The 23,752-nt window shown below is 64.9% G+C and carries 25 protein-coding genes and 2 pseudogenes; 15 read left to right on the forward strand and 12 right to left on the reverse strand.

Going from position 1 to position 23,752, the window contains the following annotated elements:
* Positions 1–15: 15 nt before the first annotated feature.
* The 4 genes from pspC to ACMGDM_RS11285 form a co-directional block, all read right to left on the reverse strand.
* A complete protein-coding gene (pspC, locus tag ACMGDM_RS11270; protein ID WP_436804205.1) occupies positions 16–396 on the reverse strand; it encodes an envelope stress response membrane protein PspC in 381 nt (126 codons plus the stop codon).
* Positions 396–692 carry an envelope stress response membrane protein PspB gene (pspB, locus tag ACMGDM_RS11275; RefSeq protein ID WP_436804206.1) on the reverse strand — a complete coding sequence of 99 codons (297 nt, stop codon included), beginning with the start codon at positions 690–692 and terminating at the stop codon, positions 396–398. Before pspB ends, pspC begins: the two co-directional genes overlap by 1 nt.
* 1 nt (position 693) lies before the next feature.
* Positions 694–1,356: a phage shock protein PspA gene (gene pspA, locus ACMGDM_RS11280; RefSeq protein WP_436804207.1), complete on the reverse strand. Its 663-nt coding sequence runs from the start codon at positions 1,354–1,356 to the stop codon at positions 694–696.
* Positions 1,357–1,437: 81 nt separating this feature from the next.
* Entirely contained in the window at positions 1,438–1,569 is a 132-nt protein-coding gene (locus ACMGDM_RS11285) for a hypothetical protein (protein WP_436804208.1), read from the reverse strand.
* Between the two features lie 175 nt (positions 1,570–1,744).
* Here ACMGDM_RS11285 and pspF point away from each other — a divergent pair, with 175 nt between their 5' ends.
* Positions 1,745–2,803, forward strand: a complete 1,059-nt coding sequence (gene pspF, locus ACMGDM_RS11290; RefSeq protein ID WP_436804209.1) for a phage shock protein operon transcriptional activator — start codon at positions 1,745–1,747, stop codon at positions 2,801–2,803.
* A 63-nt stretch (positions 2,804–2,866) separates the two neighbouring features.
* The gene (locus ACMGDM_RS11295; protein ID WP_436804210.1) at positions 2,867–3,484 is read left to right on the forward strand and encodes a superoxide dismutase; all 618 of its coding nucleotides are present in this window, start codon (positions 2,867–2,869) and stop codon (positions 3,482–3,484) included.
* A 425-nt stretch (positions 3,485–3,909) separates the two neighbouring features.
* Here ACMGDM_RS11295 and ACMGDM_RS11300 read toward each other — a convergent pair whose 3' ends face one another.
* The 3 genes from ACMGDM_RS11300 to ACMGDM_RS11310 all read right to left on the reverse strand — a co-directional run bounded on the left by ACMGDM_RS11300 (position 3,910) and on the right by ACMGDM_RS11310 (position 5,299).
* Complete coding sequence (locus tag ACMGDM_RS11300; RefSeq protein ID WP_436804211.1) at positions 3,910–4,182, reverse strand: DUF1488 family protein; 273 nt, start codon at positions 4,180–4,182, stop codon at positions 3,910–3,912.
* An 86-nt stretch (positions 4,183–4,268) separates the two neighbouring features.
* A complete protein-coding gene (locus ACMGDM_RS11305) occupies positions 4,269–4,934 on the reverse strand; it encodes a spermidine synthase (protein WP_436804212.1) in 666 nt (221 codons plus the stop codon).
* Complete coding sequence (locus tag ACMGDM_RS11310; RefSeq protein ID WP_436804213.1) at positions 4,931–5,299, reverse strand: DUF6481 family protein; 369 nt, start codon at positions 5,297–5,299, stop codon at positions 4,931–4,933. The genes ACMGDM_RS11305 and ACMGDM_RS11310 overlap by 4 nt, the downstream gene beginning before the upstream one ends.
* 273 nt (positions 5,300–5,572) lie before the next feature.
* Here ACMGDM_RS11310 and ACMGDM_RS11315 point away from each other — a divergent pair.
* From ACMGDM_RS11315 to ACMGDM_RS11330, 4 genes and pseudogenes are all read left to right on the forward strand, one after another.
* Positions 5,573–6,331, forward strand: a pseudogene (locus ACMGDM_RS11315) (IS5 family transposase).
* 343 nt (positions 6,332–6,674) lie between these two features.
* Complete coding sequence (locus ACMGDM_RS11320; protein WP_436804214.1) at positions 6,675–8,918, forward strand: MHYT domain-containing protein; 2,244 nt, start codon at positions 6,675–6,677, stop codon at positions 8,916–8,918.
* A gap of 285 nt (positions 8,919–9,203) precedes the next feature.
* The gene (locus tag ACMGDM_RS11325) at positions 9,204–9,599 is read left to right on the forward strand and encodes a response regulator (RefSeq protein WP_436804215.1); all 396 of its coding nucleotides are present in this window, start codon (positions 9,204–9,206) and stop codon (positions 9,597–9,599) included.
* 8 nt (positions 9,600–9,607) lie between these two features.
* On the forward strand, positions 9,608–10,213 hold the full coding sequence (locus tag ACMGDM_RS11330; protein WP_436804216.1) for an HAD-IA family hydrolase: 606 nt from the start codon (positions 9,608–9,610) through the stop codon (positions 10,211–10,213).
* 223 nt (positions 10,214–10,436) lie between these two features.
* Here ACMGDM_RS11330 and ACMGDM_RS11335 read toward each other — a convergent pair whose 3' ends face one another.
* From ACMGDM_RS11335 to ACMGDM_RS11345, 3 genes are all read right to left on the reverse strand, one after another.
* Positions 10,437–10,619, reverse strand: a complete 183-nt coding sequence (locus ACMGDM_RS11335) for a hypothetical protein (RefSeq protein ID WP_436804217.1) — start codon at positions 10,617–10,619, stop codon at positions 10,437–10,439.
* Positions 10,606–10,743 (reverse strand): hypothetical protein, encoded by a 138-nt coding sequence (locus ACMGDM_RS11340; protein ID WP_436804218.1) that lies wholly within the window; start codon positions 10,741–10,743, stop codon positions 10,606–10,608. Before ACMGDM_RS11340 ends, ACMGDM_RS11335 begins: the two co-directional genes overlap by 14 nt.
* Before the next feature lie 458 nt (positions 10,744–11,201).
* Positions 11,202–11,429, reverse strand: a complete 228-nt coding sequence (locus ACMGDM_RS11345) for a hypothetical protein (RefSeq protein WP_436804219.1) — start codon at positions 11,427–11,429, stop codon at positions 11,202–11,204.
* Between the two features lie 122 nt (positions 11,430–11,551).
* On the opposite strand from ACMGDM_RS11345, the gene ACMGDM_RS11350 reads away from it, so the two are divergent.
* The 9 genes and pseudogenes from ACMGDM_RS11350 to ACMGDM_RS11390 all read left to right on the forward strand — a co-directional run.
* Positions 11,552–11,737, forward strand: a complete 186-nt coding sequence (locus tag ACMGDM_RS11350) for a hypothetical protein (RefSeq protein WP_436804220.1) — start codon at positions 11,552–11,554, stop codon at positions 11,735–11,737.
* Between the two features lie 282 nt (positions 11,738–12,019).
* Positions 12,020–12,895 carry an SMP-30/gluconolactonase/LRE family protein gene (locus ACMGDM_RS11355; protein ID WP_436804221.1) on the forward strand — a complete coding sequence of 292 codons (876 nt, stop codon included), beginning with the start codon at positions 12,020–12,022 and terminating at the stop codon, positions 12,893–12,895.
* A 564-nt stretch (positions 12,896–13,459) separates the two neighbouring features.
* On the forward strand, positions 13,460–13,942 hold the full coding sequence (locus ACMGDM_RS11360) for a hypothetical protein (protein WP_436804222.1): 483 nt from the start codon (positions 13,460–13,462) through the stop codon (positions 13,940–13,942).
* 747 nt (positions 13,943–14,689) lie between these two features.
* Complete coding sequence (locus tag ACMGDM_RS11365; RefSeq protein WP_436804275.1) at positions 14,690–15,682, forward strand: ferritin-like domain-containing protein; 993 nt, start codon at positions 14,690–14,692, stop codon at positions 15,680–15,682.
* A 10-nt stretch (positions 15,683–15,692) separates the two neighbouring features.
* Positions 15,693–16,721: a ferritin-like domain-containing protein gene (locus ACMGDM_RS11370; RefSeq protein ID WP_436804223.1), complete on the forward strand. Its 1,029-nt coding sequence runs from the start codon at positions 15,693–15,695 to the stop codon at positions 16,719–16,721.
* A 529-nt stretch (positions 16,722–17,250) separates the two neighbouring features.
* The gene (locus ACMGDM_RS11375; RefSeq protein WP_436804224.1) at positions 17,251–18,171 is read left to right on the forward strand and encodes a hypothetical protein; all 921 of its coding nucleotides are present in this window, start codon (positions 17,251–17,253) and stop codon (positions 18,169–18,171) included.
* A 27-nt stretch (positions 18,172–18,198) separates the two neighbouring features.
* Positions 18,199–18,999, forward strand: coding sequence for a metallophosphoesterase family protein (locus ACMGDM_RS11380; protein ID WP_436804225.1), 801 nt, complete (start codon positions 18,199–18,201; stop codon positions 18,997–18,999).
* On the forward strand, positions 18,993–19,646 hold the full coding sequence (locus ACMGDM_RS11385; RefSeq protein WP_436804226.1) for a hypothetical protein: 654 nt from the start codon (positions 18,993–18,995) through the stop codon (positions 19,644–19,646). Before ACMGDM_RS11380 ends, ACMGDM_RS11385 begins: the two co-directional genes overlap by 7 nt.
* A gap of 129 nt (positions 19,647–19,775) precedes the next feature.
* Positions 19,776–19,912: pseudogene (locus ACMGDM_RS11390) on the forward strand (IS6 family transposase); the annotation flags it as partial.
* Between the two features lie 136 nt (positions 19,913–20,048).
* On the opposite strand, the gene ACMGDM_RS11395 reads toward ACMGDM_RS11390, so the two are convergent.
* Together ACMGDM_RS11395 and ACMGDM_RS11400 are read right to left on the reverse strand one after the other, a co-directional pair.
* The gene (locus tag ACMGDM_RS11395) at positions 20,049–20,180 is read right to left on the reverse strand and encodes a hypothetical protein (RefSeq protein WP_436804227.1); all 132 of its coding nucleotides are present in this window, start codon (positions 20,178–20,180) and stop codon (positions 20,049–20,051) included.
* 347 nt (positions 20,181–20,527) lie between these two features.
* Positions 20,528–21,673, reverse strand: a complete 1,146-nt coding sequence (locus ACMGDM_RS11400) for an alpha/beta fold hydrolase (RefSeq protein WP_436804228.1) — start codon at positions 21,671–21,673, stop codon at positions 20,528–20,530.
* Between the last annotated feature and the right edge of the window lie 2,079 nt (positions 21,674–23,752).

Below are 23,752 nucleotides of genomic sequence, written 5' to 3' on the forward strand. Positions count from 1 at the left end.
CCCTCTCGGCCTGGCTCAGCGCAGGCTGTCGATCTCGCGCGCGAGCGCGCTGTTGCGGCTGGTGTAGTGCAGCTCAATGTCGGCAAGGCGCCGGTCGAGTTCGCGGAACTTGGCGCGGACCTCGGCGGTCGATCGCGTCGGATTGGAGCGCACGCCCTGCCAGAACTTCTGATCCTCGCGGTCTTGGTACAGGCCGGCGGGCTTGTTCTCCGCCATCCAGGCGATCAGCCCATAAGCGATCAGCGTCCAGGGAAAGCCGCCCGCGAGCGTGAGCAGCACCATCGCGACACGGACCCAGATGACCTCGATGCCGGTGTAATCCGCGATGCCGGCACAGACGCCCTTCCACTGGCGATGCTGCGGGTCGAGATAGAATTTGGTGCGACTGTCGGACATCAGTTCCTCCGATCGATCGAGCGCGCCGTCGGCTGGTCGAGGCGATAGTCGGGCTGGCTGCGATAATCGGCCATGCCCGGGCGGAAATCGGGATTGTCGGCGGCGACGATCCGCTCGACCGTGGTGACGCGATCCTCGAGCCGCCGCGCGAGATTGTACATCTCGTCGAGCAGCCGCTCGTCCTCGTCGGTCATCCGCGGCGCCGTCTTCCACCGGGTGACATAGTGGAGAATCAGCCAGGGCAGCCCGATGAAGAGCGAGGTGATCGCGATTATCGGGAGAAACACGTCTTCCACCTCAATTCTCCCTGTTCAGCTTGGCCTTGAGCGCGGCCAGCTCGGCATCGATCTTGTCGCTCGAGCGCAGTGCGTTGAACTCGTCGTCGAGCGTGCGCGGGGTGAGCCCCATCGCCTCGGCGCGGCCCTCGGCCTCGTCAGCCCGGCGTTCCAGCACCTCGAAGCGGCTGAAGGCGTCGTGCGTCTTGGGGCCGTTCCACATCTCGCGCAGCTTGGCCTTGGTGTTGGCGCTCTCCAGCCGCGTCGCGATCGCGTTCTGCTTCGCACGCGCTTCGCGCAGCTTGCTCTGCAGCTTGGCGATGTCCTCCTCGGACGAGTGCAGCGCCTCCTCGAGCACGACCACCTCATCGCGCAGCTGCGCGCCCATCTCGGCGGCCTTGCCGCGCTCGACCAGCGCAGCCTTGGCGAGATCCTCGCGGTCCTTCGACAGCGCCAGCTCGGCCTTCTCGGTCCAGCTCGCCTCGATCTCCGCCAATTTTTGAATGTGGCGCCGCATCTCCTTCTGATCGGCGATGGTGCGGGCGGCGGACGCGCGCACCTCCACCAGCGTCTCCTCCATCTCGAGGATGATCATGCGAACCATCTTCGCCGGGTCGTCTGCTCGCTCGAGCAGCTCGGCCATATTGGCGGCGACGATGTCGCGGGTGCGGGAGAAAATGCCCATCTCGATAAGGACTCCTGCGTCAGTCGGTCCCTTGTAGCGGATCGCGCGGGCGGCGGGGAAGGTGCCGTGCCGCGCGGCGTGTCACGCCACCCGTTGGATCGGTGCGTTGCCGAGCGAGGTCGCCGGGCCGACGGCGCCGAGCACCATGGTGGCGCTGACGACGAGGGTGAGGGCGAGCGCGGCGAGCTTGCTGGTGCGATCGGTGCGAGTCATGGTGTGTCTCCTTCTGCCTGAGTTGCCGAAAGCTTTGCAGGAGGCGTGCCAATTCCGTTCGGATGCTCGTTAGCCCAGCTTTTCCGCCAGCTATGGGTACAGAAGGAGGTCCCGAGGTCACTAGGAAGATTTCGAAGGTTGCCAGCGCTTGGCGTTCTGCGCCAGAAGTTGGCGCATGGAGCGAACCACTCAGGTCATCGGTCAGTCAGGCGTTTTCCTCGACGCGCTCGAGCGCGCCAGCCGCGCGGCGGGACTCGACCGTCCGGTGCTGGTGATCGGGGAACGCGGTACCGGCAAGGAACTGGTGGCGGAGCGTCTCCACCATCTCAGCCAGCGCTGGGACCAGCCGTTGGTGACGATGAACTGCGCCGCGCTCCCCGAGACGCTGATCGAGGCCGAGCTGTTCGGGCATGAGGCGGGCTCGTTCACCGGCGCGACCAAGGCGCGCGTCGGTCGCTTCGAGGAGGCGGACGGGGGCACGCTCTTCCTCGACGAACTTGGTACCCTGTCGATGGGCGCGCAGGAGCGGCTGCTGCGCGCGGTCGAATATGGCGAGGTGACCCGCATCGGCGCCTCGCGGCCGCGCCGAGTCGATGTCCGGATCGTCGCCGCCACCAACGAGCACCTGCCCGATCGAGTCGACGCGGGCACCTTCCGCGCCGACCTGCTCGACCGGCTCTCGTTCGAGGTGGTGACGCTGCCGCCGCTGCGCGCGCGGCGTAGCGACATTGCGGTGCTCGCTGATTTCTTCGGCCGCCGCATGGCCGCGGAGCTCGGTCGCGACGAATGGGAGGGGTTCACCGACGAGGCGATGGAGCTGATGCGCGGTTATCGCTGGCCTGGCAACGTGCGCGAGTTGCGCAACGTCGTCGAGCGCGCGGTCTATCGCTGGGAGCGCGGCGGCGCGATCGGCGAGATCGAGTTCGATCCGTTCGCCTCGCCCTATCGCCCCGGGGCCGTCCGCCCGGCGCCGGCGCCGGTCGCAGCGGCCCCGCCACCCGAGACGGGCGCGGCGCCCGACCGGACCGCGCCTGACGACGAGGAGGTCGCCGCCTGCGAGGTGGGGCCGTCCGACTTCAAAAGCCGCGTCGCGCGCTTCGAGCGCGAGCTGCTCGCCAAGGCGCTCGCCGACAATCGCTTCAACCAGCGTGCTACCGCGGACGCGCTGGGGCTGAGCTACGACCAGCTGCGCCACGCGCTCCGCCGCCACGACCTGATCGGGGCGGTTGCGTAACGATCGCGCGGGAGCCATTTGGGCGAGCGTCGCGTTGCGCACGCGAACCCACAGGAGGATCCCATGGCTTTCGAACTCCCGCCGCTGCCGTACGATTATGACGCGCTGGAGCCGGTCATCTCCAAGGAGACGATGACCTTCCACCACGACAAGCACCACAAGGCCTATACGGACAAGCTCAACGAGGGTGTTGCGGCGGACCCGAAGCTGGAAGGCCAGTCGATCGAGCAGATCCTGGGCCAGATTTCGTCGCTGCCGCCGCTGCTGCGGAACAATGGCGGGGGCTATTGGAACCACGATTTCTTCTGGAAGATCATGGGCAAGCCCGGCAGCACGAGCGGGCCGAGCGGCAAGCTGGCCGAGGCGATCGACGCTTATGGCGGACTCGACAAGCTCAAGGAGGATTTCAACACCAAGGGCGCGGGCCAGTTCGGCTCGGGCTGGGCGTGGGTGATCGTCGACCAGGGCGGTCAGCTCAAGGTGACGTCGACGCCGAACCAGGACAATCCGCTGATGGACGTGGTGAGCGACCGCGGTACGCCGATCCTGGGGAACGACGTGTGGGAGCACGCTTATTACCTCACCTACAAGAACGATCGCCCGGGCTATCTCAAGGCCTGGTGGGACGTGGTGAACTGGGATGAGGTGAGCCGTCGCTTCGACGCAGCGACCGGCGCCTGATCGAAGGTGGAAGGGCGCCGCGCCGGAGGAATCTCCTCCGGCGCGGCGATCGGACTGTTTTGCGACACGGGCGGGTGGATCGTCGCTGGCGTCCTCATGGCCAAGCGGGAGCTCCGGGCCACACTTGGCAGAGCTTGGTGGTGCCGCGCTCCGGCAGCCCGAAGTCTGACTGCTAGACGGTTCGACGCCGCATCCAGCGCGACCTTACCGTCGTGGCGTCTCCGGCGCCCGCCGCGCGAGCACCACGACCATGCCGAGCGTGGCGACCGCTCCAATACCGCCTACCGCAACCACCAGCGCGCTGGGAACGTCCATCGAAACCTCTCCTCGCCGTCGTGCGGCTTGTCGTTGTGCGAGGAGAGTGACCTGAGTCGGACTGCGGTGCAACTGTCTTGACGCACCGCCACGCCGCAGAAACTTCCAAGTTATTCCAAGTCGTTCTCGCTGACGATCACCAGTCCGGTGCCATTGCCGCGCGACAGTGCCGCAAGCGCTGCCTCGCTGATCGCGTCGGTGAAGCGATTGAACATGTCGATCGCGTCGCCCTCGGGGGCGTCGCCGCTGAGCGCCTCGAGCACGTCATATTGAACCGCGAACTCATATTCGTCGCCGTCTACCTCGCCCGTGAACTCAACCTGACGCTCGTCGATGTTATCGAGCAGCGAGTTATTGTCGATCTCCAGCTCGGTGGCGGCCATGGCGTGTCCCTTTCGTGCGACGGAAAACAAGTGGAGCGGTAAAACCGTAGCCGGCGTGCGTGTTCCGTGCGTCTCGCACGAACGGGTCAGCGCGCGAACCAGATGACGTGCGTCGCGCCCTTGCCGTTCGAGCGCGCGCGCACCTTCACCTCGTCGACTGCGAAGCCGGCGCGCGCCAGTCGTCGGGCGAACACCGGATCGGCCGCGGCGGACCAGATCGCGAGCACGCCGCCGGGCGCGAGCGCCGCGCGCGCCTCGGCCAGCCCACGCGCCTGATAGAGCGAGTCGTTGCCCTCGCGGGTGAGTCCGTCAGGCCCGTTGTCGACGTCGAGCAGGATCGCGTCGTAGCGACGCTGCGCGCGCCGTATCACGGCGCCGACGTCGCCGATCTCGAGCGTCACGCGCGGATCGTCGAGGCAGCCGGCAGTGAGCGCTGCCATCGGCCCGCGCGCCCAATCGATGATTCCGGGAACCAGCTCGGCGACCACCACCGCGGCGTCGCGCCCGAGCCGTGCCAGGAGCGCCCGCAGCGTAAACCCCATGCCATAGCCGCCGACCAGCAGACGCGGCGCGGGGCGATCGGCCAGCCGGTCGCACGTCATCGTGCCCAGCGCCTCTTCCGAGCCGCTCATCCGCGTGCTCATCAGCTCGTTGCGCTCGAGCACGATCATATAATCGGCACCACGGCGGAAGAGGCGCAGCGGCGGGCCGCCGGGAACCTCGGCGACCCCGACCAGCTCGCGCGCGATCACTTGCGCTGGCGGGCCTTGCGAGCGGCGTAACGCGCGTCGCGCGCGGCCTTGAGCTCCGCGGCGGTGGGCAGCGACACCGCGCGCTTGGCGGCGGCCTCCGCAGCTGCCTGAGCGGCCGCGGCGGCGTCGGCCTCGGCACGCGCGCGCGCCTCTTCCTTGGCCGCCTTCTTGGCCTCGACCGCGGCGCGGTGGGCGGCGCGCTTCTCTTCTTCGGCGGCCTCCTTCGCCGCGCGCGCGGCGGCGCGCGCCGCCTGCTGCTCGGGATCCGGCGCCGGGCGGTTCTTCAACAGCTCGAGCGCCTTCTGTTTGGCCTCGCGCGCTGCCGTGGCGCGATCGTTGAAGTCGGGAGCCTTGAAGCCTGCCATGCCTGATTGTTCTCCGTTCACGTAGCGCGCCGATGTGTCTGCCGGCGCATAGCACAACGGCCCCGCATCGCTGCGGAGCCGTTGCGGTGGCACAGCCTTATTATGATTTTCGATCACGAAATCGGTTCGAGCTGCAATGGGGACGCCCCTACTCGATCAGCCGACGAAGGGCAAGGTACCGCCCCATGAGACTGGCGACGCGCGCCCGCTTTAGGGTCAGGACTCATTGATGTGAGCGTTGCGATCTGATTCAGGCTCCGCAAGGAGACCGGGATGAGCGACCTGTTTTGGCTGACGGATGAGCAGATCGAGCGACTGCGGCCGTTCTTTCCCAAGAGCCACGGCAAGCCGAGGGTGGACGACCGGCGGGTGCTGAGCGGCATCGTATTCGTCAACCGCAATGGGCTGCGCTGGCGAGATGCACCCAGCGAGTACGGCCCGCACAAGACGCTGTACAATCGGTGGAAGCGTTGGGGCGAGGCCGGTGTGTTTACGCGAATGATGGAAGGTCTGGGCTGCAGCTGGCGCCGAGCCGCAGACGGTCATGATCGACGCAACCTACCTGAAGGCGCACCGCACGGCAGCCAGCCTACGGGTTAAAAAGGGGATCTTGGCCGCCTGATCGGCCGCACCAAAGGCGGTATGAACACCAAGCTCCATGCTGTCGCCGATGCGAACGGGCGCCCCTTGAGCTTCTTCATGACCGCGGACCAGGTCAGCGACTACACCGGCGCGGCAGCGCTGCTCGATGACATGCCCAAGGCGCAGTGGCTGCTCGGCGACCGCGGCTACGACGCCGACTGGTTCAGGAACGCCCTCCAGGCCAAAGGCATCCAGCCCTGCATCCCCGGCCGCAGGTCGCGCAACGAGCCGGTCCGGTACGACAAGCACCGTCACCGGCGTCGCAGCCGCATCGTGATCATGTTCGGCCGCCTGAAGGACTGGCGCCGCGTCGCCACCCGCTACGACCGCTGCCCGACCACCTTCTTCTCTGCCGTCGCCCTCGCTGCCACCGTCATCTTCTGGCTGTGATCAACGAGTCCTGACCCTAAGGGCGTGCACGTCGTCTGCTGACAAAGGCGATCAGCGGGTTCGTGAGAGGGGAGGGCGCAGCATACGCCCAAACCCTGTCCGTTGGCATGTCGTCCAGAGTCTCGTCGATAACCACGTCTCGCAATCGCTGCCGTGGAACGCGTACCATCGTCGCGCGCTCGGCATCCGCTTCGTTCCCTTTGAGGCGTAGCGCGGCGCGACCTGGATCAATCGCTGCGGCGCGCCAACCACTTGGGCGGCGTGTGAGCGTCAGCTGAGCTCTTGCGCGCGCGCCATGCACCTGTTTTCGTGCAAAAAAGACGTTGTGCGAGGGGGATTAAGGATGGGTGGTCACGACCGCGTACTGGTGGCGATGTCGGTACTCATCGCTATGTTCGCGTCGTACACGGCGCTTGATCTGGGTGGGCGCGTACGCGCGGCGAACGGTGCCGCTCGCCGGGCCTGGCTTCTCACCGCCGCAATCGCGATGGGGGGGGGCATCTGGTCGATGCACTTCCTGGCCATGCTCGCGTACAGTATGCCCGGTCTGGAGGTCGCCTTTGATCTGACGCTCACCGGGGCGTCACTCCTGATCGCGATCGTGGTCACCGGGCTGGCGTTCGCACTGATGGACCGCGCCGATCCCTCATGGGCGCGACTTGCGATCGCCGGCGTCCTGATGGGCCTTGGCGTGGTCACCATGCATTACATGGGCATGGCCGCCATGCGTATGGCCGCCGACGTCCAATACGATCGCGTCTGGGTTGCTTTCTCGGTGTTGATCGCGATCGGTGCTGCGGCCACGGCGCTATGGCTCGCCTCGCGCGACAGCAGTCAGGTCAAGCGCATCAGCGCCGCGGTCGTGATGGGTGTCGCAATCTCGGGTATGCACTTCGCCGGTATGCGCGCGGCCAGCTTCGCGGCGCATCGAGGCGTGATCGATCCGCGCACCAGCGTCGGCCAGACCGGCTTGGCGGCGGCGGTATTCGCGGCGACGTTCGTGATCCTGTTCCTGTCGCTCGTCGCTGCGATGTTCGACCGTCGCTTCGCTCAGCTCGCTGAGCGGGAGGCCGCGGCGCTGCGCTCCAGCGAGGAGCGCTTCCGGAAGCTGTATCGCGGCACGCCGCTGCCGCTCCACTCACTCGACCCGCATGGTCGCGTAGAACAGGTAAGCGACGCGTGGCTGACGCTGCTCGGCTACGAGCGCACCGAGGTACTAGGACGTACGCTCGTCAGCTTTATGGAGGTGGAGTCGGCGCGTCGCTTTGAGGAGGCGGATTGGATAGGGCTGCTCGCTCATGATGCCCTGGACACGAGAGAATATCAGATGGTCGCCAAAGACGGCGCCGTTCTGGACATCCTGTCCGACGCCAGGGTCGAGCGCGACGGCGCGGGCGCGATCGTTCGTGTGCTGGGCGGCTTGACGGACGTCACGGATCGCAAGCGCGCCGAGGCCGCACTGCGTCAGGCGCAGAAGAACGAGGCAATTGGGCACCTCACTGGCGGAGTGGCGCACGACTTCAACAACCTCCTGGCCGTCATCATCGGCAACCTCGACATGCTCTCGCGGCGCATGCCCGAGCATCCCCGGACCTCTCACCTCGTGCAGAACGCGCTAGAAGCGGCGGAACGTGGGGCCGCGCTCACGCAGCGGCTCCTCGCTTTCGCAAGGCGGCAGAACCTGCGTCCGCAGGCGACTGATGTGCCAGGGCTTGTACTCGGAATGACCAACCTGTTGCAGCGTTCGCTCGGGCCGCGGGTACTAATCGAGACGAACTTCCCGCCAGATCTGCCCGCGGTGCTCGTGGACGCGCATCAGCTCGAGCTCGCGCTTCTCAACGTGGCCGTCAACGCGCGGGACGCCATGCCGGAGGGGGGAGCGATCAACATCGCCGCGGCAACGGCCGATGTCGCGCCCGCCCACGCCTTGGGGCTGCCAGCGGGCCGCTACGTTCGGCTCTCGATCAGTGACGAGGGAACGGGCATGGACCAGGCGACGCTGGCGCGTGCGACCGATCCGTTCTTCACCACGAAGGAGGTCGGCAAGGGCACCGGCCTCGGCCTCTCGATGGTTCATGGTCTCGCTGCGCAGTCCGGCGGCCAGCTTGTCATCAGCAGTCGACCAAATGCTGGCACGACGGTTAACCTGTACCTGCCCGCGGCGATGACGGCGGTGATCCCAACGCCGGCGAACGATGTGCAGCCATGCGCTGAGCCAACATCCTCGATGACGATCCTCGTCGTCGATGACGAGCCGCTGGTGCTCGAGAATACGGCTGCGCTTTTGGAAGAGCTGGGCCACACGGTCCGGCTCGCGGCATCGGGACCAACGGCGTTGGCGCAGATTGAGGCCGGCCCATCGATCGACGTTCTCGTAACCGATCAGATGATGCCCGGCATGACCGGTACGCAGTTGGCGCAGCGCGCGCAGCTCGCCCAAAACGGGATAAAGGTCCTAATCGTGAGCGGCTATGCAGAGATCGGCGATGCAGCGAAGCTCCTTTTTCCGATGTTGCAGAAACCGTTTGATAGAAGTCGGTTAGCACGAGCGTTGCGTCTTCTCGAGGAAAGCAAAGATGCAAACTAGATTGGCCCCGAGTGCTGTCCCACTCGCGTGAGCCAGCTCCGCGGAGCCGACGCGTTGCTCCCGCCGAAGTTTACAGCCGTGCGAAGTATTCGCAGCTCCCGACTGTCAGGATCGCCGCCGGATGAATGCCAGAGACTCACCCTCAGCTTGGATGAGCAACCGCGGCCCCTTAAGCTCGGTAGCCAGATCAACGGCACTGTATCCGGATTAGGACAGGCTTTCTTTCTTGTATCGATGTCGATTTAGGCAGGAGAGGTAAGTCACTCATTTTGCATCGGCACCACTTTGCCCAATCCGCTTTTGCTGATCGTTGTCGAGGACGAGCCCATCGTCCTGATGGACACTGAACAGGTCCTCCAAAATGCCGGCTTTGACGTCATTGTGGCGAGCGAAGGAGAGGCCGCCCTGGCGGCGCTCGACGACGAGGACAACGTCCCGGTCGGGATCGTCACCGACATTCGCCTTGGTAAGGACATCAATGGCTGGGAGGTCGCGCGCCACGCGCGCGAGAAGCACCCGGCGATCGGCTTGATCTATATGACGGCGGATAGTGCCGTCGACTGGACCGCCTACGGGGTGCCTAAGAGCGCGTTGGTGCCGAAGCCGATTGCCGGCGCTCAACTGGTCACCGCAGTCGCCAATCTGCTAGACGACAAAGCCGGCGCAGTAGAAATGGGCTGATCGCATCGATGAAACACCTATTTCCCACCATTCATTTCTCCGGGTTCTTGTTCGACATGGATGGCACCCTTCTTACCTCGATCGAAGCGTCGCGGAGGGTCTGGGGATGGTGGGCGGCGCAGTTCGACCTGAATGCAGACACGTTCCTGCCCAGCGCTCACGACATGCGTGTTAGGGACGTAATCGCCAGGCTGTCACTTCAGGGCATCGATGCCGACCGCGAGGCCGCGTACATCCTTGCTGCCGGGATGGCCGATACAGATGGAGTTTCGGAGATACCAGGCCCGGCCAACTTCCTGGCCACGCTGCCAGCTGACCGTTGGGCGGTTGTCACCTCCGCTCCTCGCGAGTTAGCCGATCGGCGCTTGCGGGCGGCCCGCCTTTCGCTGCCGAAGGTGTTGATATCCGCTGACGACGTTCAACGCGGAAAGCCTGATCCCTCCTGCTTTATTGCTGCCGCACAGCGGCTGGGCGTAGCACCCGAGCGCTGTCTGGTGTTTGAGGACGCAACCGCCGGCGTCGCCGCCGCGGCAGCGGTCGGCGCTCACGTGGTCACGATCACTGCAGCACGCCGCTACGCCGACATGTTCAGGCATGTCGAAGCGGCAGACTAAAGAGATCTTGGGATTATGCCTGCCTGCGAACCCGTCTCGAGGTCACTGATGCGAAACGTTACCTAAACTGGAAATAACGCTACGATCGGAGAGAGGCTGCGTCGAACCTTATGGCTAGGCTGGTGAAGCACCTAGCCCACCGGGCGGTCGCCATTGCGGGGCCCGTTCTAATGGAGCGCTCCACTCCGGTCAACTACATGCATATCATGTCCGCGCTGCTTCCCTAGCATGCGTCGCGGGCCCCCGTGGACGCCGAGAGCACGGCGTCGAGGAGCCTCTCGATCAGCGTCGAACAATCGCTCACCATGAGGTCGAACGCGACAGCACCCGAGGGCAGCTCGATGTCCACGAGGATCTTGCCGGCCTGGGTAGCCGCGTCGATATTGCCGGCGTCAGTCATCGCCATCCACGTTCATCAAGTGGAGCTTCTCGCCGGGCTCCGGCTGCGTCACGGGGGCACAGACGACGACCACGCCGGCTGGATGAGCCGCATGGTAGCAGCGGCCCTGCGGGTCGACGATGACGAGCATCTCGCCATCCTCGTAGGCATCCCTAATCAGTAGCGGCACCGATGAGCCCGGCAGGGACGCGCGGACCATTCGGCCAGCATCGATCTCCTTTCGGCATAGCGAGGCCAAGCTGGCGCTCCAAGTCGTCCCGGAGGGGACTTCTGGGCGGACGTGTGGTCTGTTGGTGGTCATGATCGTTTAACTTCCGCCGAAGGTGTTCGGGCACAGATCGTCGTGATGCGCCTCCACAGGCGTCCAGCACCGCGATTTCAGTCGGGGTGCTGAGCCGTGGCGGCGAGTGCAACCAAGCCAAGGCGAGACCACGCATTATCGCCGGCCGGCACCCGAACCACACAATGAGGACGCTTGGAGGCTCTACCTGGTCGACGAGGGCCGATGGCTTTTGGTGACCTCAGAACCGAGGTGGCCCCCAGACGGCTCTGTGCGGACCTGACGGCCGTGCGGGAGTCGAGCCGGCCCTAGTCGTTGGTGCGAGAGCACTTCAGGCCTGCGACCATCTCGCCTGAGCCATTCCCATCTTCGTCGAACCACACGCCTTCGACACGAAGTACGAAGCGGTAGCCCTCAGGGTCCATGACATTCACGTGGTCGCCCTCTCTCGGCAGGAATAGGAAGCGCCCGCGGTGCCGCTGTCCCTCGCCGTAGTACATCGTTACCCAGTTACCGAGCGCCTGCGGATCCGTCATCCCCGACCACCTTCACCGAGTAGAGCTTCTCGCCGACACTGTAGAAGACACGGTATTCCAAAGAACCACGGCGCCGGCAGATGCTCGCGTGTTCTCAACGTTTTGACGGCTATAAAGGTCGCATGCTCCGCAACCCAACCATCATCGTCAAGCTCCAATCCGCTCACCCGAAGATGACGTGGGGGCTGTTTCTGCCCAACGAGAACCGTTGGCTCGCTCTTCTCTTCGACCGCGAGCGCGACGCGCGACGGTTTGCGAAAGACCACATGCAGGCGTCGAGCACGGCATGGGTGAGCTTCTCGACTTAGACAGCAACCGACGCCGCGAGTATGGCACCGTAGCGGCGTGCAATTTCGCGTTCCTTGAACCTGAGGATCGACGTCGCATTGCAGGAACGCGGCAGCGTCCAACAAGCGCCTGCTTCGCCTCCCACGCGCGATACGCCCAGTCGGGAGAGGGCCCTCACCCCGCTTGGTTCCCAAGGGGAGGACCGCAGCTGGTGGGGTGGCCATGCGGGCGTCGCCGACCAGCGGCTTGACGTGCCTCCCAAACGGGCTTCAGTCTAGCTACAGGGCAGAGGAGGTCGGCAGATGAGCTTGAGGTATCTTGGTGCGCCGGTAATCCTGCTGCTAACGGTTTCTGTGGCGCCTGCCCAGACGGGGCCCGCACAGACCTTGCCCGCGTCGAGGCTGGTTGAAAATGTGGGATTTTCCGGGTCGGAATGCGCGCGCTATGATGATCGAGCGGACGATTACCTGGTAGCGAATATGGGGCCGGCTCAAGGGCAGGGTTTCATCTCGCGCGTGTCCCCCGACGGCCAAGTGACCGATCTCAAATGGATAGAGGGAGGGCGCAATGGTGCCGTGCTGGCCCGCCCTTTGGGACTCTTCATCAAGGGTGACATCGTCTATGTCGCCGATCCTACGGCGGTGCACATGTTCGACCGGCGTACGGGCGTGCCACGGGGGACAATCGCGGTCTCCGGCGGGGAGCGACTGAACGACCTGACCGTGGACGATGACGGCACCATCTATATCACCGATTCCGGCAGTGATGCGGTGAGCGGCGCGCTTTGGGTGATCCGCGGCGGCCGTACAGCGCCGTGGGTCGCTCGTGACGATGCGCTCGAGCGTCCCAACGGGATCGCCCTGACGCATGCCGGTGAGATCGTTCACGGAGGCCGGGGTGTGAACCTGGTGTTCCGCGACAAGAACGGCAGGATCCTGCGCGAACGATCGCTGCCGGTTGGACGGATCGACGGCATCGTGCCGTTGGCCGACGGCAGCTTGCTTGTTGCAAGCCAAGACGGCCACGCCGTCTACCATGTTCCACCCACTGGACCGGCCAGGGCCGTCGCGAGCGACATCGCCGTACCAGCGGCGATCGGTCATGATCCGAAGCGCCATCGTCTGCTGGTGCCGCAGATCCGGCTCGCCTCGCTCGCCTTCTACGATCTGCCCCGCTGAGAGGCAGATCCAACCTGGGATTCACTACGGGCGGGTCACGGGCGGATCGGAGACGATCCCCGTGAGATTTCGCCCCCCTCAAGAGCAGGCCCGATCCGGCGCCGATCTCACGACCTCGCTCCGCATGGCGGCCGTTGTGTGCGCCGACCTCGCCGTCCTGTCGGGGTTGGCGGCCATGACGACACTGCCGAGCGGTAGGCGGAGTAGTGGACGGGGATGCAAGAGTCTTGTTCCGACGGGGTGTCGTGTCTCAGACGGCACGTCATCAGCCAAGCGGAATGCACTTTGAACTGGAAGTGCCACGCCTGCTGGTAGGTCAAGGAAGACAGCAGTGGCACTTAACCCGGGCAAAGTGCCGCGAGCGGTCAAACGGCGCCTTAGCGAAGAAGCGGGATTCACTCGCGAGTCCGCCTGTGCTTGTAATGTTCCATGTTCCAACACGACCTCTTCCAGCACTTACGGCGCGACGAGCCGGCAGGGCGTAGCGCTTCCCGCCGGCTGCCTGACCTTCCCGCGGTCCTCGAGCGATGGACCACGTCCTGCGAGCGGCCGCGTTACAGCTTCATGGTCCTGAACCTCATCGCTCAGGCCGGCGCGCGCAGCGGCTCGGCAGGACCATACATCCGCGAAGGTGACAAGCTTATCCCAATCCGCGACTGGCTCTGCGACGCGCTACTGTCCGTGGCGCAGCGCGATCCCCGCCGGCTCGCCGTCTCAGAGAAGGTGCGGCGAGAGCTCGAAACGGAGCGGCCGCTGCCGGCCGACCCCGAGCTTGCACAACGCCTTGTAGACGAGAAGGTCGGCGAACGTCTCCGCCGGTCGGGCCGCACCAACGTGAGCCGTGCCGTGTCGGAGCTCGTTCGCGCCGGCCTGGTCACGCGGCACTACCAGGGACACCGTGTCAGCCATCGGAACCGCGGCGCTCAGCGGCAGGCGGTCTACACGATCGTTCCGGAGGCCCGGGGCGCGCTCGGATCTGGCAGGAAAAGGGGCAGCGGTCGGTTGACCGACGCCCTCCGATTGATCATGAAAGTCTGCGGGCTCTGACGGGCGGGCACGAAGTTTGCCCGTTGCGGCCGACGCCGGCATCCGCACAGCCCTTCCTTCTCGATCCGCTCAGCATTGGCGGCGTTGATGTGCTTGGCAATCCCTTCGGCACCGACCTGTCTGAGCACCGTCATGACGACTGGCAATCCGCAAGCTCCAATGCGTCCTCAAGCCTTAACGACAGTCCCTCGCATGGCACGATAGCGGCTCATGGAGCAGCATCGGAAGCGAACATGATCCCTTGCGCGACTGGCCTCATGACAGCGGCCGACCGGGCGCTCGCCGCATGGGACGTAGGCCACTCAGCGGCGAGCCTCGGGCCATGCGGCCTGCCACCTAGCACGTCCCAGCTCATGAAGTCGACGCCGCGCTGGCACACCTTCTCCCGGATGACGTAGGCTCGACCCTTGGCCTCAGCTCGGCCTGGTCGTTTCGGTTGTCGCGCGGCTTTTTAGTCAGCCAATCGCTAGAACCGAGGAGCGTGTCTCGTTCGTGCTGCTGGCGGGCTCAGTCGTAAAACGCCCGAGGGTTTGGCGGTGGGCGTGCAATTGGCAAGGCTCAGAAGCGGAACTTAAGGCGCTACGCCAGGTAGGCAGATCCAAAACAGCGTTCAAATAATCTTTAAAATCAGCGGCTTCTTTGGCGTTCTGCCGGCATCTATTCCTCACGCCCTGCGTATCTTGCCTAGCCGCTTGCCAGAGCAGGCGCCCGGCGCCTCGCGGATATCATCGGGGCAGGAGAGATGGTATGCCCGGGAGTGAGCATCTGATCCATGCTCTGGACGCGCGCGTCGAACGCCGAAGCCAGAGGCGGCGATTCTTTAAAACCGCCATCGCCGGAGTAGCAATGGGCACCGCCGGGCTTGCGCTTGCCGGTCGCGCTGAGGCGCAGACAGCGCCGAGTGACACGGACATTCTCAATTTCGCACTCAACCTCGAGTACCTCGAAGCGCAGTTCTACAGCTACGCTTATAGTGGCGAGGGCCTGCCGGCGGCGCAGCTCACCGGCACGCAGACGCAGGGTGCGGTGAGTGGCGCGCGGAGGGCCAATCTGACCGATCGCGGCGTGGTCCAGTACGCCCGCGAGATCGCCGCCGACGAGATCGCGCACGTTGCCTCGTTGCGGCAGGCGTTGACCGTTGCCGCGGTGGCGCAGCCGGCGATCGATCTCTCGCCGACGGTCTTCACCGCCGCCGCAGTCGCTGCAGGGGTCGATCTGAGCGCCACCGCTGGCGTGTTCGACCCCTATGCGAACGACGACAACTTCCTGATCGCGGCCTACATATTCGAGGACGTTGGGGTGACCGCCTACAAAGGCGGTTCGCCACTGCTCAGCAATCCCGACGTCATCGACGCGGCGGCCGGCATCCTCGCTGCCGAGGCGTTCCACGCTGGGATTATTCGTGGCGCGCTGTATCGTCGGGGCGTCGATGTGCCGGCGATCTGGAGGATCACCGATCAAATCTCCGACGCACGCGACCTGCTCGACGGCTCTGTCGTCTCCGCTGGTCCGCCGCAGCGGGTAGCCGACGACGACCAGGGTGTCACGGCGGTGACAAACCAGTTCGGCCTCGCCGCCAACATCGTGCCGACCGATCAGAATGGGATCGTGTTCAGCCGCACCGCCGAGCAGGTACACAACATCGCCTATCTCACCCGCCAGGCCGCCACCGCAGGCGGCTTCTTCCCCAACGGCACCAATAATCCCAACGCGGCGCTGCGCCGCTCCGGCGCGAACTGAGGAGGCGGCGATGACTGATCAGACCGAGTTTCTCGATCTCATGGAGCGCGCTGAGCATCAGCGCAGCGCGCGCCGTAATTTCATTCGTCTATGCGGCGGCGCCGCAGCGATGACTGGCGGCCTCGCGCTGCTGTCGGGCTGCGACGACGACGACGACTCCGAGCCGGCGCCCACCGTAACCCCGACCCCAGCACCGACGGTCAGCGACGCGGACGTGCTCAACTTCGCGCTTCAGCTTGAGTACCTCGAAGGAAACTACTATTCCTACGCGGTATCCGGCCAAGGGATCGCGGCGAGCTTGCAGACCGGCGCGGGTACGCAAGGTGCTGTTGTAACCGGCAGCGGCGACGGTGCCGCCCGTGCGGTTACCTTCACCGATTCGGTGGTGGAGCAATATGCGCGCGAGATCGCGTTCGACGAGCTCGGCCATATCGGCTTTCTACGCACCAACCTCGGCAGCTCCGCGGTGGCGCAGCCGGCCATCAACCTGTCGGGAAGCGCTAGCGTGACGATCGGTGGTGCTACCGTCGTGGGCGCCTTCACCGCTGCAGCGCGAGCGGCAGGAGTGATCGGGTCGAACGAGATCTTCGATCCGTTCCTTAACGACGAGAACTTCTTGATCGGCTCGTATTTGCTAACTGACGTTGGGGTCACGGCCTATCGCGGCTCCGCACGGCTGATCACCAACAAGACTTTCCTGGAGGCTTCAGCCGGCATCCTTGCGACGGAATGCTATCACGACGGCGTGATCCGTTCTGAGCTGTGGCGTCGTGGCCTGACGGTACCAAGCATCTACACTCGTATCACGCAGATCTCCAACGCACGCGACGGTCTCGATGGCGACACCGAGAACGATCAAGATATCGGCGATGCGAATACAGCGAACCTCGTCCCTACCAACAACGGTGGCCTGGTGCTGGGTCGAACTGCGGCTCAAGTGCTCAACGTGGTTTACCAGAGCAGGGCCGCGGTCTCGTCGGGAGGCTTCTTCCCGGCTGGTTTGAATGGGACGATCAAGACGAGCCAAGCGAACGCTTAGGTCATCGGTTCGAGGGGCGGGCGGAAAAGCAATCTGCTCGCACGCTCCTCGAACTTGTGAAGCGCTCCGGCATTTCGAGCAAACCGCGTTTGCCAGTTAAGCGATACGAACTGAAGTCAAGGTGCACTGTAAGGATGAAGTCGCGCGAGAGAGACAGTAGCGCGCGAATGGCGCTCCGCCTTAGAACGGCACGCTGCTCCTGCTGGGGTCATTCCGCGGATCGCATCCGAGCCGCGATAGCCCGCGGGCATACTGTCCCGATACGAAACAGACCGCTGGTTAAGTGATTGAGTCTGACACAAGCGCGTGGACTACGACCCCCAACTAATCGGGCGGTGAAAGAGGGGCGCACTACGACAGCGGGACACCATTGTCCGCCGCGATCGTGTCCGTGCTGATTCCGATCCGCTTCAGAAACGCGATCAATGCTGTCGCTCTCGGCTCGATTGCGTAGAGCATTGGTAATCCTTGGTGCCGCCACTCAGCCCGTGGCAACGAGCACCATGACGCCGGCTTGAGGGAGAGCCCGATGATCCTCGACAAAATGGCCCTCGCGGCGCTCGCTTTCTCCTCGATCGCGGCGCCCGCGGCGGCGCAGTTGCTTGATCCGCCCGGGCGTGCCGTGCGCTACGACGGCGCGAGCGCGATCTCGCCATCAAGTGCCACCGCTACCGTGTCCGCTGCCACCGTGCCTCAGGCGATGGATCGGCTCGACCGCGACGACGCCGCGCTCGAGGTTTCGCTCGGCGGCATCTACGGCGAGGGCGATTTCGGCACGGGCTCGACGACGACAATCTGGAGCTCCGCCCTTGGCGCGCGGTTGCGATTGAGCAATCTCACACTCTCGGCCTCGCTACCGTGGATGCGGATACGCAGCCGCTCGACTGTCTTCACCGGCATCGACGCCACGCCGGTGCTGGTTGCACCTAATACGTCCGCGGTGAAGCGCACCGCCGAGGGCATCGGCGATCTCACGATCGGCGCCGCCTATACGATTGCGCCAGCGGGTAGCCCGGTAGAGGTCGAGCTTTCGGCGCGGGCCAAGATCAACACCGCGACCGAGCGCAGTCATCTGTCCAGCGGAGCGAACGACTATGCCGTCGGCGCCGATGCGTCGCTCCCGCTCGGGGCGGTGACGCCGTTCGTCTCGGTAACCTATCGCTCCCTCGGCGACAACGCGTTGTACGAGCTACGCGACGGCCCGGCGGCCTCGTTAGGAGCCTCGTTCGCGATTGGGCATGACGCCTATTTGCTGACCTCCTACCATTATGCGCGTGCGGCGACGCGGCTGGTTGACGACGCGCACGAGCTGTTCGCCGGCGCCTCTACGCGGTTTGCGGGAACACCGCTGCGGCTGACCGGGTTCACTACGGCGGGCCTGTCGCGCGGTGCGGCGAGCTTCTCGGCTGGCCTTGCCGTCTCGGTGGGGCTGTCGAAGGTCCACGAGTGAGCGCGCCAGCGCGGGGGTAGTGAGCGAGTGACCGGCGGTGACAACGCGAACGAGCCGGAGCGGGTCTATGCGATCGGCGACCTGCACGGCCGCTTCGATCTGTTCCGGGCGATGATGTTGGCGATCGAGCGCGACCATGCCGCGCGCGTGCCGGCAGTGACGCGGATTGTTCTCCTAGGCGACATCATCGATCGTGGGGCCGAGAGTGCGCGGCTGGTGCGCGGCTGCATGCGGCTCAGCCAGCGCAATCCGCGGTTCACAGTGCTCAAGGGCAACCACGAGGAGATGATGGTGCACGCGCTGCGAGGTGACCTCTGGGCGTATCGAGCGTGGCTAGACTTCGGCGGGCGCGAGACGCTGATCAGCTGGGGCGCATCATCTGCGCTGACCGACAACATGCCAGGATTTCAAGAGCTGCGCGCGGCGGCGCTGCTGGTCGGTCGGGACGTGATCGACTGGCTCGCGCGGCTGCCGCTGACGCTTCGCCACAACGGTCACCTATTCGTCCACGCGGGTATCCGGCCCGACGTTGCGCTCGAGCGTCAGGTGCCACGCGACCTGCTGTGGATCGGGGAGGAGTTCCTCGGCGCCGAGGAGGATTACGGCGTCACGGTCGTGCACGGGCACACCATCGCCGAGGAAGGTCCGGAGGTGCGCGGCAACCGGGTGGGGCTCGATACCGGCGCGTATCGCACCGGCCGCCTCACTGCCATGGGTCTGGAGCGGAGCGAGCGCTGGTTCCTGCAGGTAGCAGACGAGAGGATAGCGCCGGCCGAGCCGGTGACCCAGTGCGCGACCGATCACCAGGGAGCGGTGGCAGCATGGTGACTCGCACGCGCGCCGCCTTCGAGGACGAGCAGCTCGATGCCGCGCTTCTGTCGATACTCGGTGACTCCGACGTTACAGTCGGTGACGCAATCGGGCTTGGCAAGTTTGCCCGCTCGCTCGCGGGATCGCGCCGCGCATCCGCGACGCTCGGTATCGCCGCGGCGGGAGCGATCGCCAGTCTGGCTTTCCTGACCCTCGCGCATGAGGAGGCTCGGGACGCTCCGCGCGTCCGACCGCCGGCGCCGAGCCAGCGTGCGCTCGCGACGAGCGTCGACGGCGCGCTCGCCACCATCGTGCCTGCGCCCGTCGCTCCGGCCCCCGCCGTCGCACTGACCGGCTCGTCGCCACGCTCGACCAGACGACCGGCGGCGTCTTCTGCCGCTTTGGCTAGCGTGGTGCGCGCTCCTGAACGGTCAGCGGCATCGGATGAGGTGACGCATCCACCCGATGTCGCTCTGACGGACCACATAGTCACCGCGATCGAACCTGCGGCAATCGCGATCTCTGTGCCTGCGGCTCCCTCACCGGAGCCGGCCACCAGCTTACTGGTCGATACTGGTCCACCGCCGACATCGATCGCCGTCGGCACGCAACGCGCCCGGCGCGATTCTGTGGCGGCAATGCGCAGCTTCCGTCGGCAGTGGTAAGCGCTTTCCGCGACGTTACAGGCGATGTATCCACTAGGCATGCTGCCGGGCCGGGGTGGAGTGGAACAGGGCCGACGGCTCTGTCAGAGCTGATGCACCCGCGGCGCTCGCTAGAGTAGGGGAGGGGGCATGCCCCGCCGGCGCAAGCCAACCTCGCCGTTCCGCTACTGTCGCCTGAGGTGATCCGGCTGGTGGTGCTGGTGTACGTGCGGTTCCCTCTCTCGCTGCGGAACGTAGAGGACCTGCTTTTGGAGCGCGGGATCGAGCCGCGGCCCTCGAAGGTCGGAGTGAACCATGTAGAGACGAGTTCGCGTTAAACTGACAGCAACCCCCGAACAGATCGGGCTTGAAGGCTGACGGCAGGGGAGGCCGTCTTGACAGCGACTTGGCAAGCCCTGCGCCTCAAGTGCGCAGCGCGCGCGTGCCGTCCGCCAGTTCCTCGAACCGGAACGTTGTCGCATCCAGCTCGTCCGCGAAGGTGCCTAGTGTCCGGGCGATGAGCGCGCGGTCGTGATCGGCCTGGTCCCCTGGCACAAGGTCGGGAGCGCCTTCGTGCGCGCTAGACGCGCTGCTGTCCGCAGGTCGTCGGGAAGTATCTCTATGCGACGGTCTGCTGGTCCGCCTAGCACTGGGCACCCCGATCCACGTTCCTTCCCCGTACAGGCTGTCACACGTTCGGCTGGCTCTCTCCAACGTGAGTTAGGACGCAGGAGGGCGACTCGGCCGCCGTACCGCAGGCGCTCGTTCACGTAGTTCTGTCGCAGAACAGGTGAGACCGACGCCCCACCTGTCTTTGCCATAGGAGCCCGCGATGACCGACCAGAAGAAGAGGTGAGTTATGAATCGCCCCAGCCAAGCCGCCGCAAGAAAAAAGAGGAACATCAGGCTACAGCCGAGCGGCGCGGCGTCAGTGTTTCTGCGAACGAGACGATGGCCTTATGATACGTATCGGCTTGCTCGACAGGTCCCATATGGTTCACGCCTTCAATGATCTGGAGGCGGCCGATACCGGCCGTGTCGGCTATGTGGCCTGAAGCCTCAGGCTTGGTGACGATGTCCCTGCTGCCGCCAACGACAAGAACCGGCACCGGACAAGAGCGAAGGACGCTATCGGCATCCCATCGGAACATGGCCAGATCGCCGTGCGCCGAGACAGCAGGCTTCTGTTTTGTCATCAGCAATGTCGTGCGATCGAGTTGGCTGCGGGTGACGGATAGCCCAAAGCCGAGGCGGGTCGACATATGCGAAGAGCCGCTAAGGTAGCTCTGCCACGAGCTGAGCCAAACGAACGGCTGTAGTAGTATGGTGAGCCTCATAAGGGGCTCGATTACCGGCCAGCGGAGCGCCCGGGCTAAGCCACCCAGGATCATGGTCCTGAGCGGATTGGTGTACGTAGTGTCGAGCAGGGCGATGCCGCTTACTTCCCGTCCGAATAGCTCAGGTCGATCGCGGTAGAGGGTCTGTATAACCATGCCGCCGATGCTATGACCTGCGAGAACGGCTGGACGGCCACCGGCCAGCTTTAGCACGGACGCGAGGTCTTCAGCGAAGCCGCTGAGGTCGACCTTTGCGTGGGCCCGGTGAGACCGGCCCAGCCCTGGCAGGTCCCACACGATCAAACGGAAACGTCCGGCGAGGTCGCGCTTTGCGTAATGCCAGATGCGGCTGTCCAGCGACCATCCATGGGTCAGCACGAGCGGCTGAGCGCTTTCCGGGCCATAGGTTTCTACCCAAATCTTGGCCCCGGTGGAGCTGTCGACCAGCCAGCCCTCTCCGTGCTCTAGCCGCATCGGGTCAGTATCGCGTCGCGCCAGTAGCGGAAGCACAAGCGATCGTCCGAGAAAGGACCACAGAAGCAGGGCCGCCCCCGTCCAGAGTCGCCACCCATCCCGATCGCGCCGGAAAACGCCATCCGCGCCCCGCATCGAGTCGCCATCGTACCAGGTCCAAAGCAGGTAAGCGGATAACGCCAGGATGATCACCGACAAGAGCGTGAACAGCGCCCGAAAAATTGACAATGCGCCCATGACCGGCTCCCGGTGAACTTGCCCGCTAAGTGTCTGGCGCAGCGCAATGTTCCGCTGAGATTACAACACCTGTGTTAGCGCGGAGCGACGTGCCTGCCGCTTGGGCACCCTCCTACGTCGCATCCGAAAGGTTTTGCTACGGGGATGATTGTTTCAGAACTCCTAGCCCAAGCTAGCCGGTATTTAGTGGAATCATGATGCGTTTGCCGAGGATCAAGCCTGTGAGGCACGACGGCAACGGTCGGCGAGTGCCTCTGTCCCAAGCGCCCGCCGCGGGCGGTGCACTTCCATCGCAGTCCGTTCAACGTCAGTGCCTCTCCACGACGGCCGCACGGAGCGTCCTGGTTGGCCGGCAGCGGTGCTAGAATCTGACCGCCTTAGAGCAGCCGATCGACGGTATATTCATGACGGCAGCGCTCACGACCGGGGCAAGTATGGTATGAGGGGATGGCCATCGCTCCGCGGTCAAGAGACGCTGCGCTGAAGCAAGCGGCTAGACATTAGAACCTTCACATAGCGGCCGGCCCTATCCCCGCGACGGCTCAGTTTTACGAGAACCTGGGCGGGCTGCGGGATGAGATCCATCGCGAGTTCAACGCGAACGCTGGCCGGGCGGTGAACCGAGGCGATTGACGGCAGGTCTTGAATTTCGGACCGCGCTAACTAAATAGATAAGATCTTGCGGTTCCATCCGAGCTTCGCACGGCTGAGAGACCCTACGCTCCCGCTCTGGTGGGAGACGACCGTGGATCTCAACTACATCCTCGTCCGCGAGCAGGTGTCACTTTACAATGCGAGCATAGCCGCGATTGTTGCCCGGACACTAGGCACCTTGGCGGACGAGCGGACGCCACGGCATTCCGGCTCGAGGAACTGTCGACGGCACTCTGGCCTTGCTCCGCTAGGTCTCGGACGGGAGAAAATAGCGGAGCCGATGCGCTCTAACTAGGAGTCCGACGACCGCTGCGAGACCGAGTCTTGCTTGCCCGCGTTCCCCTTCTTGCCACGTCGCGTCGGCTTAGTCTCTTCACCCCGACGTAGTAGCGGCAGGGCGACCGCCGCCGCAGCAGAGGCGAGGATGGCTCCACCGATCGCGAACCAAGTGCCAGTCCCAAGGCCAAGAGGCGGTGCTTTGACCCCCTTCTCGGATTTGGCCGGCGCCTCCTCGTGGTGGTCCACAGGACCTTCCTCGTCGTGGTGCACAGGGCCCGCGTGCTTCATGGCGGAGTTCGGGATGTGGGACATGTATAATCCTTTTAGAGTTCTCTGAACCCCATCCTAGCCGCGTTGTTCCGCCGCCGAAATGCTCGTGGTGGCACCCACCGGGCATCCGGCACCTACCGGACACAATCAGGACCCATCCTCCGCTGGGAAGACGATAAGTTCTGGATGCACAGCAAGTCGCTACGGAGATGGCGACCAGCGGCTTCAAACCCGGCTAGGTTTGCTGCCCCTTCCCAAGTCCCCGAAAGGCGAAGGTCGGCGTGAACACGATGCCCGCCAACCCGGAGCGGCGAGGTCGTCGTGTGTGGCCGAGCCGATCAGAAGCAATTCCCTCTACAGCCTTTGCCCGTTCTCCATGAGCCGAGGTGCGTCCTGAGTACACCGCTTCGTCTCCCCTCGCACCTGGAGTGACCTCGGGTGCCTTCGAGGGCGGCGGCGTGGGCGCTCGGATGCAGTTCAGAACGGGCCAGAAGAGCGGCAGCGACTAGCGGCCTTTTCGAGTTTTGGGCAACCGTCGAGCGATCGGCGCACAAAGACGGTGGCCTGCCCTTGCCGCTAGTTGTAACCACGCACGCAGGGGGCAAGGGCGCCGTCGACCACCTCACCCTCCCGTCGGAGCCGAGCGTCTCTAAAGCCTTCCTCCCGCGCGAGCCGCTGTTCCACCTCGCTGTGGCCGTATGGGCATACGGAGTCTTCCCGGAGCCGTGACGCGCCTGCCGTCTCGCCCCTGAGCGCGCCAGCATCAAATCGATACCATCCGCCATGACATTCCCGTTCCAGAGCCTCACGCCCTTGCAGCCGGACAATACGCCGAGTGGGTAGAGCCGTCACCTAAAGAGAGGCACTTACGCGCCG

It is taken from the genome of Sphingomonas larreae, assembly GCF_051400595.1.
Lineage (GTDB): Bacteria > Pseudomonadota > Alphaproteobacteria > Sphingomonadales > Sphingomonadaceae > Sphingomonas.

Coding starts and splice junctions, on each gene's coding strand:
- pspC (WP_436804205.1), bottom strand. CDS start 396: ATGTCCGACAGTCGCACCAAATTCTATCTCGACCCGCAGCATCGCCAG.
- pspA (WP_436804207.1), bottom strand. CDS start 1,356: ATGGGCATTTTCTCCCGCACCCGCGACATCGTCGCCGCCAATATGGCC.
- ACMGDM_RS11285 (WP_436804208.1), bottom strand. CDS start 1,569: ATGACTCGCACCGATCGCACCAGCAAGCTCGCCGCGCTCGCCCTCACC.
- pspF (WP_436804209.1), top strand. CDS start 1,745: ATGGAGCGAACCACTCAGGTCATCGGTCAGTCAGGCGTTTTCCTCGAC.
- ACMGDM_RS11295 (WP_436804210.1), top strand. CDS start 2,867: ATGGCTTTCGAACTCCCGCCGCTGCCGTACGATTATGACGCGCTGGAG.
- ACMGDM_RS11300 (WP_436804211.1), bottom strand. CDS start 4,182: ATGGCCGCCACCGAGCTGGAGATCGACAATAACTCGCTGCTCGATAAC.
- ACMGDM_RS11310 (WP_436804213.1), bottom strand. CDS start 5,299: ATGGCAGGCTTCAAGGCTCCCGACTTCAACGATCGCGCCACGGCAGCG.
- ACMGDM_RS11320 (WP_436804214.1), top strand. CDS start 6,675: ATGGGTGGTCACGACCGCGTACTGGTGGCGATGTCGGTACTCATCGCT.
- ACMGDM_RS11330 (WP_436804216.1), top strand. CDS start 9,608: ATGAAACACCTATTTCCCACCATTCATTTCTCCGGGTTCTTGTTCGAC.
- ACMGDM_RS11335 (WP_436804217.1), bottom strand. CDS start 10,619: ATGGCGATGACTGACGCCGGCAATATCGACGCGGCTACCCAGGCCGGC.
- ACMGDM_RS11340 (WP_436804218.1), bottom strand. CDS start 10,743: ATGCTCGTCATCGTCGACCCGCAGGGCCGCTGCTACCATGCGGCTCAT.
- ACMGDM_RS11345 (WP_436804219.1), bottom strand. CDS start 11,429: ATGACGGATCCGCAGGCGCTCGGTAACTGGGTAACGATGTACTACGGC.
- ACMGDM_RS11350 (WP_436804220.1), top strand. CDS start 11,552: ATGCTCCGCAACCCAACCATCATCGTCAAGCTCCAATCCGCTCACCCG.
- ACMGDM_RS11355 (WP_436804221.1), top strand. CDS start 12,020: ATGAGCTTGAGGTATCTTGGTGCGCCGGTAATCCTGCTGCTAACGGTT.
- ACMGDM_RS11360 (WP_436804222.1), top strand. CDS start 13,460: ATGGTCCTGAACCTCATCGCTCAGGCCGGCGCGCGCAGCGGCTCGGCA.
- ACMGDM_RS11365 (WP_436804275.1), top strand. CDS start 14,690: ATGCCCGGGAGTGAGCATCTGATCCATGCTCTGGACGCGCGCGTCGAA.
- ACMGDM_RS11370 (WP_436804223.1), top strand. CDS start 15,693: ATGACTGATCAGACCGAGTTTCTCGATCTCATGGAGCGCGCTGAGCAT.
- ACMGDM_RS11375 (WP_436804224.1), top strand. CDS start 17,251: ATGATCCTCGACAAAATGGCCCTCGCGGCGCTCGCTTTCTCCTCGATC.
- ACMGDM_RS11385 (WP_436804226.1), top strand. CDS start 18,993: ATGGTGACTCGCACGCGCGCCGCCTTCGAGGACGAGCAGCTCGATGCC.
- ACMGDM_RS11400 (WP_436804228.1), bottom strand. CDS start 21,673: ATGGGCGCATTGTCAATTTTTCGGGCGCTGTTCACGCTCTTGTCGGTG.